The organism is Williamsia sp. z71, assembly GCF_059553375.1.
This window is the reverse complement of record NZ_JCANWX010000005.1, coordinates 58,322-71,121: the sequence shown is the minus strand read 5'-3', so window position 1 is coordinate 71,121 and position 12,800 is coordinate 58,322. Positions and strand designations below refer to the sequence as shown.

12 protein-coding genes are annotated in these 12,800 nt (G+C 66.5%); 10 read left to right on the top strand and 2 right to left on the bottom strand.

The window, feature by feature from the left end:
- Positions 1-92: 92 nt before the first annotated feature.
- Entirely contained in the window at positions 93-560 is a 468-nt protein-coding gene (locus AC51GR_RS13350) for a B-4DMT family transporter (RefSeq protein ID WP_496325128.1), read from the bottom strand.
- A gap of 116 nt (positions 561-676) precedes the next feature.
- Between AC51GR_RS13350 and AC51GR_RS13345 the strand changes: the two genes are divergently transcribed.
- The 10 genes from AC51GR_RS13345 to pyrF all read left to right on the top strand — a co-directional run bounded on the left by AC51GR_RS13345 (position 677) and on the right by pyrF (position 11,676).
- Entirely contained in the window at positions 677-1,792 is a 1,116-nt protein-coding gene (locus AC51GR_RS13345; RefSeq protein WP_496325127.1) for a M24 family metallopeptidase, read from the top strand.
- A gap of 72 nt (positions 1,793-1,864) precedes the next feature.
- A complete protein-coding gene (gene efp / locus AC51GR_RS13340; RefSeq protein ID WP_496325126.1) occupies positions 1,865-2,428 on the top strand; it encodes an elongation factor P in 564 nt (187 codons plus the stop codon).
- 5 nt (positions 2,429-2,433) lie between these two features.
- Positions 2,434-2,904: a transcription antitermination factor NusB gene (nusB, locus tag AC51GR_RS13335; protein ID WP_496325125.1), complete on the top strand. Its 471-nt coding sequence runs from the start codon at positions 2,434-2,436 to the stop codon at positions 2,902-2,904.
- A 128-nt stretch (positions 2,905-3,032) separates the two neighbouring features.
- On the top strand, positions 3,033-3,614 hold the full coding sequence (gene pyrR, locus AC51GR_RS13330) for a bifunctional pyr operon transcriptional regulator/uracil phosphoribosyltransferase PyrR (RefSeq protein ID WP_496325124.1): 582 nt from the start codon (positions 3,033-3,035) through the stop codon (positions 3,612-3,614).
- The gene (locus tag AC51GR_RS13325; protein ID WP_496325123.1) at positions 3,611-4,555 is read left to right on the top strand and encodes an aspartate carbamoyltransferase catalytic subunit; all 945 of its coding nucleotides are present in this window, start codon (positions 3,611-3,613) and stop codon (positions 4,553-4,555) included. The genes pyrR and AC51GR_RS13325 overlap by 4 nt, the downstream gene beginning before the upstream one ends.
- Entirely contained in the window at positions 4,552-5,853 is a 1,302-nt protein-coding gene (locus tag AC51GR_RS13320) for a dihydroorotase (protein WP_496325122.1), read from the top strand. The genes AC51GR_RS13325 and AC51GR_RS13320 overlap by 4 nt, the downstream gene beginning before the upstream one ends.
- The gene (locus tag AC51GR_RS13315) at positions 5,850-6,350 is read left to right on the top strand and encodes a PH-like domain-containing protein (protein ID WP_496325121.1); all 501 of its coding nucleotides are present in this window, start codon (positions 5,850-5,852) and stop codon (positions 6,348-6,350) included. The genes AC51GR_RS13320 and AC51GR_RS13315 overlap by 4 nt, the downstream gene beginning before the upstream one ends.
- Complete coding sequence (gene carA, locus AC51GR_RS13310) at positions 6,347-7,516, top strand: glutamine-hydrolyzing carbamoyl-phosphate synthase small subunit (protein ID WP_496325120.1); 1,170 nt, start codon at positions 6,347-6,349, stop codon at positions 7,514-7,516. Before AC51GR_RS13315 ends, carA begins: the two co-directional genes overlap by 4 nt.
- Entirely contained in the window at positions 7,516-10,854 is a 3,339-nt protein-coding gene (gene carB / locus AC51GR_RS13305; RefSeq protein ID WP_496325119.1) for a carbamoyl-phosphate synthase large subunit, read from the top strand. Before carA ends, carB begins: the two co-directional genes overlap by 1 nt.
- Positions 10,855-11,676: an orotidine-5'-phosphate decarboxylase gene (gene pyrF, locus AC51GR_RS13300; RefSeq protein WP_496325118.1), complete on the top strand. Its 822-nt coding sequence runs from the start codon at positions 10,855-10,857 to the stop codon at positions 11,674-11,676. It begins immediately after the preceding gene.
- Here pyrF and AC51GR_RS13295 read toward each other — a convergent pair.
- A complete protein-coding gene (locus AC51GR_RS13295) occupies positions 11,601-12,776 on the bottom strand; it encodes an alpha/beta hydrolase (protein ID WP_496325117.1) in 1,176 nt (391 codons plus the stop codon). The genes pyrF and AC51GR_RS13295 overlap by 76 nt on opposite strands.
- Positions 12,777-12,800 lie beyond the last annotated feature (24 nt).

Below are 12,800 nucleotides of genomic sequence, written 5' to 3'. Positions count from 1 at the left end.
TACGCAAACGAGCCGGAAACACGAAGACGAGCCACATATTTGTGGCTCGTCTTCGTGTTTCCGGCTCGTTTGCGCTTGTCGCTCGGTTGGGGTCAGGCGTAGGCGTTCTGGTCCTGGGCCTTGGCCTCGTTCTTGCGGTGCTGGCGGCGGGTCAGGAATCGGCCGACGGCAGCGCCGATGAGGGCGGAGACGAAGACCAGCAGGGTGGTGAACGAACCGCCGGCGAAGATCTCGATGGCCAGGGAGTTCTCACCGATCCCGGACATCACCCAGTTGCCCAGGACCCAGCACACGACCGCGCTGATGAGCCCGGTCAGGAGTCCGGCCTTGAGCCAGCGCATGGTCAGGTCGTCGTAGTCGTCGGGATCGGGATGGGCGCGGCCGTCGACCAGACCGTCGATGCCACCCCAGATCAGCGCCACCAGCACCACGCCGGCGATCGCGATCGTCTTCCAATAGTTGGAGTCCAACGGCCAGGCCACGATGGCCAGACCCAACAGGACCCGGGCACCGATGTGCACCGCCGACATCACCAAACCCCGCAACAGCCACGCAATCATGTGAGCAGCGTACCGATGTGGAACGTGTTCATGTGTCAGGGGCCACAAAACGAACATGGTGTCCGAGTTGATCGTGGGACCGCGCTCGGATGGCCGACTCCACTAGCCTTGAAACCATGACTGTTGAACGAGTGGTCACCGACCTCGGCCCAACTGCGGAATCGGCGCGGCGTGACCGGCTGCGCTCACTGCTCAGCGGCGCGGGCATCGACGCCCTCCTGATCACCGATCTGGTCAATGTGCGCTATCTCACCGGATTCACCGGATCGAACGGCGGCGTGGTGGTCACCGCTGCCGGCGACGACCGGATCGCCACCGACGGCCGCTACATCACGCAGGTGGCCGAACAGGCGCCGGACCTGACCGCGATCATCAACCGGGACTGCCCGGGTGCCCTGATCGAGCATCTGGTGGGTTCCGGTGCCCGGATCGGTTTCGAGAAGCATGTGGTGACGGTGGCGACCCATCAACGTCTGCTGCCGCTGCTCGGCAGTTCCGAGACCCTGGTGCCGGTGGCGCCCCTCGTCGAAGAGCTGCGGATGGTCAAGGACGAGTTCGAGATCGAGCAGATCCGGACCGCCTGCCAGACCGCGGATCTGGCGCTGGCCGACATCATCGCCGCCGGGGTCCTCGTGCCGGGCAACACCGAGCGCAAAGTGGCGCGCGCATTGGAATGGGCGATGTTCGAGCGGGGCGCGGAGGCGGTCTCGTTCGAGACGATCGTGGCCACCGGCGCGAACTCGGCGGTCCCGCACCACCGCCCGACCGATGCCGAACTGAGCTCCGGCGACCTGTTGAAGATCGACTTCGGTGCCGTGATCGGCGGCTATCACTCCGACATGACGCGCACCTATGTGCTCGAATCGACCGAGCCCTGGCAACGTGACATCTACGACATCGTGGTGGCAGCGCAGCAGGCCGGCCGGGAGGCCCTCGAACCCGGTGTCGAGGCGGTGGGCGTAGACGCCGCAGCCCGGGTGATCATCGACGAGGCAGGCTTCGGTGACTATTACGTGCATGGCCTCGGTCACGGCGTCGGACTCCAGATACATGAAGCGCCGTCAATCGGTGCGTTGAGCACGGGTACACTGCCATGCGGTGCAGCGGTGACCGTGGAGCCCGGGATCTACCTGCCGGGCCGAGGTGGCGTCAGGATCGAAGACACCCTCGTGGTCCGCGACGGCGATCCCGAACTGCTCACCACCACCGACAAGACATTCACCGTCATCTGACGCGCTCCGGCGCACAGCACAGCAGCAGCGGGTGGGACACACCGCCCGCGGCTCGAGAGGAAGAACAAGAACGTGGCAAACACCTCGGATTTCAAAAACGGCCTCGTGCTGAACATGGAGGGTCAGCTGTGGCAGATCCTGGAGTTCCAGCACGTCAAGCCCGGCAAGGGCCCGGCGTTTGTCCGAACCAAGATCAAGAACGTCCTGTCGGGTAAGACCGTCGACAAGACGTTCAACGCCGGTGTGAAGGTCGAGACCGCAACGGTCGACCGCCGCGACATGACCTACCTCTACAACGACGGCCAAGACTTCGTCTTCATGGACGGCGACACCTTCGAACAGATCAGTGTCAGCCCCGAGACCATCGGTGACGCCGCCAAGTTCATGCTCGAGAACATGCGCGTCCAGGTCGCCACCCACGAGGGCGTGCCGCTCTACGTGGAGCTCCCGGTCACGGTCGAGCTCCTCGTCGCGCAGACCGACCCCGGTGTCCAGGGTGACCGCAGCACCGGCGGCACCAAGCCCGCAACGCTCGAGACCGGCGCCGAGATCCAGGTTCCGCTGTTCATCAACACCGGGGACAAGCTGAAGGTCGACTCGCGCGACGGCAGCTACCTCGGCCGCGTCAACTCCTGACGCTGGTGAAAAAGCCCGGTACCCGACACAAGGCACGCAAGCGTGCCGTCGATCTGCTGTTCGAGGCAGAAGCAAAGAACTGCTCACCCGTCGAGCTGATCGCCCAGCGTCGTGAGCTGGCGGCCACCGACGACAGCGTCGGCAAGATCAACGACTACACCGCCCAGATCATCGAAGGCATTGCCGGGGACACCGCACAGATCGACGCGGTGATCTCGTCTCACCTCAACGAGTGGACACTGCCGCGGCTGCCCGCGGTCGACCGCGCCATCCTGCGGCTGGCCACCTGGGAACTGTTCAACACCAACGACGTCCCGACGATGGTCGTCGTGGACGAGGCGGTCGAGCTCGCCAAGGAGTTGTCCACGGATGACTCGCCCGGGTTCGTCAACGGTGTGCTGGGCCGGATTGTCCTGCTCGCGCCTCAGGTGCGAGCGTCCCTGGAGTCGCCGGAACCGCGCACGCCGGAGGCATGAGCCTCACCTGATAGTGTTTGCGGTGAAATTGTGATGGTGGCCGATGCTAACGATGTCGGTCATCATCGCAGTGGCCGACATCCTTTAACGATCCGTCCGGAGAGGCGGAGAAGGAGGTCCCGATAACCGTGCCGCCTCAAAAAAGCGACGGTACCGATGCGGGTCGTGAATTACTCGACGACGCCGATGTCGGTAGGACCATTGCGCGGATAGCGCATCAGATCATCGAAAAAACAGCTCTCGACAGCCCGGACTCACCACGGGTTGTGATCATCGGGATCCCCACCCGGGGCATCTTCCTCGCACGGCGCCTGGCCGCGAACATCGCGGAGTTCTCGGGCGTGCAGGTCCCCGTCGGTTACCTCGACATCACCCTGTACCGCGACGATCTGCGGGCCAAGCCGCACCGTGCCCTCGAACCCACCGCGGTGCCCGCCGGGGGTGTGGACGGTGCACTCGTGGTGCTCGTCGACGACGTCCTGTATTCCGGGCGCACCGTGCGGGCCGCGCTCGACGCCCTCCGCGACCTGGGTCGGCCGGCCGCTGTCCAGCTCGCCGTACTGGTGGATCGTGGTCACCGCGAACTGCCGCTGCGGGCCGATTACGTCGGCAAGAACATCCCGACTTCCCGGAGCGAAGACGTCGAGGTGCACATGCGGGAACACGACGGTGTCGACCGGGTCGTGCTGCGGGCGGGGGAGAGTGCATGAAGCACCTGCTGTCCGTCAATGACCTGAGCAAAGACGTCGCCACCGAGATGCTCGATGAGGCCGAACGCTTCGAGCAGGCGCTGGTGGGTCGTGAGATCCGCAAGCTGCCGACGCTGCGGGGTCGCACCATCATGACGGTTTTCTATGAGAACTCCACGCGCACAAGGGTTTCCTTCGAGGTCGCCGGCAAGTGGATGAGTGCTGACGTGATCAACGTCAGTGCCTCGAGTTCATCGGTGAACAAGGGCGAGTCCTTGCGTGACACGGCCAAGACGCTACGTGCGGCCGGAGCCGATGCGCTGATCGTCCGCCATCCGGCCTCCGGTGCGGCGCATCAGATCGCCCAGTGGACCGCCGAGGAGGGTCCCGGCCCATCGGTGATCAACGCCGGCGACGGCACCCACGAGCACCCGACGCAGGCACTGCTCGACGCACTGACCCTGCGGCAGCGGCTCGGATCGCTCGAAGGCCGCCGGATCGCGATCGTCGGGGACATCCTGCACTCACGGGTGGCCCGCTCCAATGCCCATCTGCTGGCCACCCTCGGTGCCCAGGTGGTTCTGGTCGCGCCGCCGACCCTGCTCCCGGTGGGTGTCGAGTCGTGGCCGGTGGAGATCTCCCACAGCCTCGATGCCGAACTCGCCGCAGTGGACGCGGTGATGTTGCTGCGGGTCCAGGCCGAACGGATGAACGGCGGATTCTTCCCCTCGTCGCGCGAGTACTCGATTCGGTACGGGCTCTCCGATCGTCGGGCGGCGCTGCTGGCCGATCATGCGGTGGTGCTGCATCCCGGTCCGATGTTGCGTGGCATGGAGATCGGATTCTCTGTGGCGGACTCGTCGAAGTCGACTGTGCTGCAACAGGTTTCCAACGGAGTACATATGCGAATGGCAGTGCTTTTCACACTGCTGGTCGGAACCGAGAGTGAGGGTGTGGCGTGAGCGGCGACCTGCTGATCCGCAACGTGAGGCCATACGGGGGTGAGCTCGTCGACGTTCTCGTCACCGGTGGCGACATCGCCGAGGTCGCGACCGATCTGAGCGCAGGCGCCGAGGTCGATGTGCTCGACGGCGCGGGCGCAATACTGCTGCCCGGATTCGTCGACATGCACACGCACCTGCGCGAGCCCGGCCGGGAAGACACCGAGACGATCGAAACCGGTTCGGCGGCAGCCGCGCTCGGTGGTTACACCGCGGTCTTCGCGATGGCCAACACAGATCCGGTCGCCGACAGCCCGGTCATCACCGATTACGTCTGGCGACGTGGACAGGAGGTCGGACTCGTCGACGTGCATCCGGTGGGTGCGATCACGGTGGGCCTGGAGGGCGAACAGCTCGCCGAGATGGGCGCGATGGCCGCCGGTGTGGCCGGCGTGCGGATGTTCAGCGATGACGGCAAGTGTGTCGACGATCCGCTGCTGATGCGCCGGGCGCTGGAGTACGCCAAGGGTCTCGATGTCCTGATCGCCCAGCATGCCGAAGAGCCCCGGCTCACCAAGGGTGCGATCGCGCACGAGGGTGCCACCGCGGCGCGGCTGGGACTCAGTGGCTGGCCACGCGCGGCCGAAGAGTCGATCGTGGCCCGCGACGCGCTCCTGGCCCGCGACGCCGGAACCCGCGTCCACATCTGCCACGCGTCCACCGAGGGCACCGTCGAGTTGCTCAAGTGGGCGCGCGCACAGGGCATCTCGATCACCGCCGAGGTCACGCCGCACCATCTGCTGCTCGACGACTCCCGCCTGGAGACCTACGACGCCGTCAACAAGGTGAATCCGCCGCTGCGCGAGGGCCGCGACAAGACCGCGTTGCGGCAGGCGCTGGCCGACGGGATCATCGATTGCGTCGCCACCGACCACGCACCTCACGCGGCGCAGGAGAAATGCTGTGAGTTCGCCAATGCCCGCCCCGGCATGCTCGGACTGCAGACCGCCCTGTCCATCGTGATCGAGACCATGGTCAACCCGGGTCTGCTGGACTGGCGCGGCGTGGCCGCGGTCATGAGTGAACGTCCGGCGCAGATCACCGGGCTACCCGATCAGGGCCGCCCGATCGCCGTCGGTGAACCGGCGAACCTGGCCCTGGTCGACCCGGAGACCGAGTGGACGGTGCAGTCAGACGCCCTGGCCAGCCTGTCGGCGAACTCGCCGTTCGACGGACTCACCCTGCCCGGCACGGTGATCGCCACGGTGCTGCGGGGCGAGATCACGAACAATGGTGGCAAGGTCCGGGCAGTGCTATGACCGGCGTCGTGGTTGTCCTGGTCGTCGTCCTGGCCTGGGGCGGGATCGTCGGCCTGATGATCCTGGGCTGGCGAGGCCGTGGTCGCCGCCAGGAGCAGATACTCGGCGCATTCCCCGAGGTGCCCGCCGATCTCGGCCCCTGCCGGCTCGGCCCGCACACGGGGCTGTACGTCGGATCGACGATCGCGCCGAGTTGGCAGGACCGCGTGGCAGTCGGCGACTACGGTGACCGCGCCGCCGCCGAGATCAGCCGCTACGACAGCGGGATCCTGATCGAACGCCGCGGCGCCAACCCGATCTGGATCCCCGCCGACCAGATCACCGCGATCAGAACAGAGCGCGGACTGGCCGGAAAAGTGATGACCGCGGACGGTGTGCTGGTGATCCGATGGCTGCTGCCGTCGGGAACCGAGATCGACTCCGGCATCCGCGCGGACGACAAATCCATCTACCCGCAATGGGTCAACCCTTTCGAGCAGGACGGAACAAAGCAGTGACACAGCCAAACCGGGCAACGCCAGCGGTGCTGGTTCTCGAGAACGGTGAGCATTACACCGGAACCGGATACGGCGCGCTGGGACAAACCCTTGGTGAAGCCGTCTTCTGTACCGCGATGACCGGGTACCAGGAGACGCTCACCGATCCCAGCTACCACCGGCAGATCGTGGTGGCGACCGCGCCACAGATCGGCAACACCGGCTGGAACAGACAAGACGGCGAGAGCCGCATCGGCCGGACCGGCCAGAGCGGCGATGACTCCGGCAAGATCTGGGTCAGCGGCTACGCCGTGCGCAACCCCACCCGCCGGGTGTCGAGTTGGCGCGCGACGTCCACGCTCGAAGACGAACTCGTCGAGCAGGGGATCGTCGGCATCGCCGGCATCGACACCCGCACCGTCGTACGGACCCTGCGCGATCACGGATCGATGCGGGCCGGGATCTTCTCCGGTGACGCACTCGCCGGGGTGGACGAACTGCTCCGGCGTGTTGTCGACGCCCCCCAGATGAAGGGCGCGAACCTGGCGGGCGAGGTCTCGACCACCGAGGGCTACGTCGTCGAACCCGACGGCGAGCCGCAGTTCACCGTCGCTGCCATCGACCTCGGCATCAAGACCAACACCCCGCGGATGTTCGCCCAGCGCGGCGTCCGGGTGCATGTGCTGCCCGCCGGGACGAGCCCCGACGCCATCGCCGCGATCAACCCCGACGGTGTGTTCCTCTCGAACGGCCCGGGCGACCCGGCGACCGCCGACCACGCGGTCGATCTGACCCGCCACGTCCTCGGCGAAGGGATCCCGCTGTTCGGGATCTGCTTCGGCAACCAGATCCTGGGCCGAGCCCTGGGCCGGGACACCTACAAGATGAAGTTCGGTCACCGCGGCATCAACATCCCGGTCATCGATCATGCGACCGGTGCGGTGTCGATCACCGCGCAGAACCACGGGTTCGCGCTCGAGGGTGAGGCCGGCGAGGAGTTCGACTCCGACTTCGGCCGGGCCCGGATCAGCCACACGTGTGCCAACGACGGTGCCGTCGAAGGCGTCGAGTTGATCAACGGCAAGGCGTTCTCGGTGCAGTACCACCCGGAAGCGGCGGCCGGCCCACACGACGCCGCCTACCTGTTCGACAAGTTCGTATCCCTGCTGCAAGGAGCCAGTGCCTGATGCCCCGCCGTTCCGACCTATCGCACGTCCTGGTCATCGGCTCCGGTCCGATCGTCATCGGTCAGGCCAGTGAGTTCGACTATTCCGGTACCCAGGCGTGCCGGGTGCTGCGCGCCGAGGGTCTGCGCGTGAGCCTGGTGAACTCGAACCCGGCGACGATCATGACCGACCCCGAGTTCGCCGACGCCACATACATCGAGCCGATCACCGCCGAGTACATCGAGAAGGTGATCATCGCCGAGCGCGACGCCGGATACCCGATCGATGCCGTGCTCGCGACCCTCGGCGGCCAGACCGCCCTCAATGCCGCCGTCGCACTGCATGACGAGGGCATCCTGGAGAAGTACGACATCGAGCTCATCGGTGCCGACTTCGACGCGATCCAGCGCGGTGAGGATCGTCAGAAGTTCAAGGACATCGTCGCCAAAGTCGGTGGCGAGAGCGCCCGTTCGGCAGTCTGCTACACGATGGAAGAAGTCCACGAGACCGTCGCCGAACTCGGTTATCCGGTTGTCGTCCGCCCGTCCTTCACGATGGGTGGCCTCGGATCGGGGATGGCCTACAACGAGGACGACCTCAACCGGATCGCCGGCGGCGGACTCTCGGCATCCCCGACCGCCAACGTGCTCATCGAGGAGTCGATCCTCGGCTGGAAAGAGTACGAGCTCGAATTGATGCGTGACGGCGCCGACAACGTCGTGGTCGTCTGCTCGATCGAGAACGTCGATCCGGTCGGTGTGCACACCGGTGACTCGATGACCGTCGCCCCGGCGATGACGCTGACCGACCGCGAGTACCAGGACATGCGTGACCTGTCGATCGCGATCATCCGTGAGGTCGGTGTCGACACCGGTGGCTGCAACATCCAGTTCGCGATGGATCCCGCGGACGGCCGCCTGGTCGTCATCGAGATGAACCCGCGGGTGTCGCGGTCGTCGGCGCTGGCCTCGAAGGCCACCGGCTTCCCGATCGCCAAGATCGCGGCGAAGCTGGCCGTGGGCTACCGGCTCGACGAGATCGTCAACGACATCACCAAGAAGACCCCGGCCTGCTTCGAGCCGACCCTCGACTATGTCGTCGTCAAGGCCCCGCGGTTCGCCTTCGAGAAGTTCCCCGGTGCCGATGACACGCTGACCACGACCATGAAGTCGGTGGGTGAGGCGATGTCGCTGGGTCGCTCGTTTGCCGAGGCGCTCGGCAAGGTCATGCGTTCGCTGGAGACCAAGGCCGCCGGATTCTGGACCGAACCGGTTGTCGAGGGTGCACCGGCCGAGGCGCTCCCGGAACTGCTGGAGCGACTCAGCGTGCCCAAGGACGGTCGCCTCTACGGCATCATGCAGGCGTTCATGCTCGGTGCCACCGTCGAGCAGCTCTTCGATTCGACGAAGATCGATCCGTGGTTCCTGGCCGAGATCGAGGCCGTTTATCAACTGGGACAAGAGATCCGGTCGGCAGAGGTTCTCGACGAGCCGCTGTTGCGGCTGGCGAAGAGCAACGGTCTGTCGGACCGTCAGCTCGCGGCGCTGCGGGATGACCTCGCCGACGAGGCCGCTGTCCGCGACCTGCGGCACTCGCTGAACGTGCGCCCGGTATACAAGACCGTCGACACCTGTGCCGCCGAGTTCGAGGCCGCGACGCCGTACCACTACTCGACGTACGAACTCGATCCCGCCGCGAAGTCGGAGGTCGCCCCGCAGACCGAGCGGCCCAAGGTCCTGATCCTGGGATCGGGTCCCAACCGCATCGGACAGGGCATCGAGTTCGACTACTCCTGTGTCCATGCCGCACTGACACTGTCCGAGGTCGGCTACGAGACCGTCATGGTCAACTGCAACCCGGAGACGGTCTCGACGGACTACGACACCGCCGACCGCCTCTACTTCGAGCCGCTGACCTTCGAAGACGTGCTCGAGGTGTACAACGCCGAATCGGAGTCGGGCACCGTCGCCGGTGTCATCGTCCAACTCGGCGGTCAGACACCGCTCGGGCTGGCGCATCGGCTGCAGGCCGCGGGTGTGCCGATCGTGGGCACCAGCCCCGAGGCGATCGACCTCGCCGAGGATCGCGGCGAGTTCGGCAAGGTGCTCGAAGCTGCCGGTCTGCCCGCTGCCAAATACGGCATGGCGACCACCTTCGACGAGGCCAAGGAGATCGCCGGCGATATCGGTTACCCGGTGCTCGTGCGCCCGTCATACGTGCTCGGTGGCCGCGGCATGGAGATCGTCTACGACGAGGAGTCCCTCGAGGGCTACATCTCCCGTGCCACCGAGATCAACCCCGAGCATCCGGTGCTGGTCGACCGGTTCCTCGAAGACGCCATCGAGATCGACGTCGACGCGCTCTACGACGGCACCGACTGCTACATCGGCGGCGTCATGGAGCACATCGAGGAGGCCGGTATCCACTCCGGCGACTCGGCGTGTGCGCTGCCGCCGATCACGCTGGGCAAATCCGATCTGGAGAACGTCCGCCGGTCCACCGAGGCGCTGGCGAAGGGCATCGGCGTGCGCGGACTGCTCAACGTCCAGTACGCCTTGAAGGACGACATCCTGTACGTGCTCGAGGCCAACCCGCGGGCGAGCCGGACGGTGCCGTTCGTATCCAAGGCCACAGCGGTGCAGTTGGCCAAGGCGTGTGCCCGGCTCATGCTGGGCGCCACCATCGCCGAGATGCGCACGGACGGGATGTTGCCCGCCTCGGGCGACGGATCCGAGCTGCCCGACACCGCACCGATCGCGGTCAAAGAGGCGGTGCTGCCGTTCAACCGGTTCCGCCGTAGCGACGGCACCGGCGTCGATTCGCTGCTGAGCCCGGAGATGAAGTCGACCGGTGAGGTGATGGGTATCGATGCCGATTTCGGTCGGGCCTTCGCCAAGTCGCAGACCGCCGCCTACGGGTCGTTGCCGCTCGACGGGAAGATCTTCGTCTCCGTGGCCAACAAGGACAAGCGCGCGTTGGTCTTCCCGGTCAAGCGGCTGGCCGATCTCGGGTTCGAGATCCTCGCCACCGAGGGGACCGCACATGTCTTGCGACGCAACGGGATCAGCTGCACGCAGGTCTACAAGCACTCCGACACCGACCGGCCCGACGGGGAGATGACGGTGGTCGATCGCATCCGCGCGGGTGAAATCGCCATGGTCATCAACACCCCGTACGGCAATTCGGGACCGCGGGTCGACGGCTACGAGATCCGTAGTGCTGCCGTGTCGGTGAACATTCCGTGCATCACCACGGTCCAGGGCGCCAGCGCTGCGATCCAGGGCATCGAGGCAGCCCTCGGGGGCGCAATGAATGTGCTGTCGCTGCAGTCCTGGCACCGTTCGATGCTGGGTGCCTGAGTGAGCACCTTCGGTGCCCGGTATCGGGAGGTGGTCGCGCAACGCGGGCGCCTGTGTGCGGGCATCGACCCGCATCCCGAACTCCTGCGCCAGTGGGGGCTGCCGGTCAGTGGTGCCGGGGTCAGGGCTTTCGGCGAAATCTGCGTCGAGGCCCTGGCCGGCACCGCGGCGGTGATCAAACCGCAGGTGGCCTTCTTCGAAGCGTTCGGTGCCGAAGGGTTTGCCGCCCTGGAAACAGTGATCGCCGGGTGCCGGTCGGGGGGAGCGCTGGTGATCGCCGATGCCAAACGCGGCGACATCGGATCGACGATGGACGCGTATGCCAGAGCCTGGCTAGAGGACGCCTCGCCGTTGTGTGCCGACGCGGTGACCGTCTCGCCCTATCTGGGCTTCGGTTCGCTGTCATCGGCGATCGACCTGGCCCGGGCGCACGGACGCGGTGTGTTCGTGCTGGCCCGGACGTCGAATCCGGAAGGCGCGTCACTCCAGCTCGCCGAGCGTGACGGTGTCACCGTGGCCCAGGGGATCGTCGACGCCTCGGCCACGGCCAACGCCGACGGTTCGGGAACGGTCGGCGTCGTCGTCGGGGCCACCCGCGACCACGGTCTGGACCTGACGGACCTGCGCGCGCCGGTGCTGGCTCCGGGGCTCGGTGCCCAGGGCGCCACCGCCGAGGACCTGCGCGGCGTCTTCGCCGGCAGCGACCTCGACTGGCTGCTGCCGTCGAGCTCACGGGCGGTCCTGCGTCAGGGCCCGGACGTGCCCGCGCTGCGGGATGCGGCACTGCGGACGGCGTCGGAGATCGAGTCCGCGCTGTCCTGATCGACCTGGTCGTTCGCGATCGGCGCATCCTCGAGCGCGGCGTGGAACGCGTCGATGCGCGGCCATGTCTGCGCCTTGGCCTCCGGACCCGCGATCAGACCGAGATGGCTGGTCTCGACCGTGGTGAAGTGCACCTGCGGTGACTCGGCGAGGAGCTCGACCCCGTGGCGGGCGGCCGCCCACGGGACGATGACGTCCCGGTGACTGCCGAACAGTTGTACCGGGACCTTGATGGTGGTCAGGTCGATCTGGCGATCACCGAAGTTCACCACGCCACCGGCCAGCTCATCGTGGTAGATGAACTGCTCCCACATCTGCTCGGACAACCGGCCCGGGTAGCCCGGGAACCGACGCTGGAATCGGTTCACGACCTCCATCCGGGCGAGCGTCTCGGTATCGGCGAGGTTGTTCATGATGAACCAGGGTTTCTTGAGCTCCCGCTGCCACGCCGTGCCGCGATAAGCGATCTGCACCAGCGGGGCGGGAATTCCGCGTAGGGCGCTCAGTGTCGCCGTGACAGGCCGCGGACCGGTCCTACCGGTCAGCCGCCGGACCAGCGGATAGGGCGGCACCAGGCCGTAGTTCAGTGGCGTACCGATCGCAGTGATCGAACGGACGGGTAGGCCGGGGTCGGCGGCGAGCGTGAGCAGCGCGACGGTGCCGCCCAGACTCCAGGCCACGAGGTCGAGACGTCCGGTGGACCCGTCGAAGTCCGCGAGGACCCGGGCGATGGCGTTCGGGACGATGTCGTCGGTGAAACCTTCGAACCCCAGGCCTCGGTCGGATCGATCCATCTCGCCGTAGTCGACGACGTAGGGGATGCGTCCCTGTCCCAGCAGGTGGGCCACATACGAGTGGTCGGGGTGGAGGTCATAGCAGGCCGCGGGCGCGGCCAGCGGGGGCAGCAGTAGCACCGGGACACCGCCTGTGTCGCGGGCCCGGGCGAGGTCCGTGAGGTCACCGTAACGCCGCAATACCTGATGTCGCTGTGTGTGCAGCGTGGTGTGCGGGGTCTGCACCGGTGGGCGGATACCGCCACCGACCGTCAATCGCAGGAGGTTCTGTGCCGGAGTCGGCAGTCGATCGATCACAAACGACATCTAACACGAGCTGCCCGCGTGCTA

Coding starts and splice junctions, on each gene's coding strand:
- AC51GR_RS13350 (WP_496325128.1), bottom strand. CDS start 560: ATGATTGCGTGGCTGTTGCGGGGTTTGGTGATGTCGGCGGTGCACATC.
- AC51GR_RS13345 (WP_496325127.1), top strand. CDS start 677: ATGACTGTTGAACGAGTGGTCACCGACCTCGGCCCAACTGCGGAATCG.
- AC51GR_RS13325 (WP_496325123.1), top strand. CDS start 3,611: ATGAAGCACCTGCTGTCCGTCAATGACCTGAGCAAAGACGTCGCCACC.
- AC51GR_RS13315 (WP_496325121.1), top strand. CDS start 5,850: ATGACCGGCGTCGTGGTTGTCCTGGTCGTCGTCCTGGCCTGGGGCGGG.
- carB (WP_496325119.1), top strand. CDS start 7,516: ATGCCCCGCCGTTCCGACCTATCGCACGTCCTGGTCATCGGCTCCGGT.
- AC51GR_RS13295 (WP_496325117.1), bottom strand. CDS start 12,776: ATGTCGTTTGTGATCGATCGACTGCCGACTCCGGCACAGAACCTCCTG.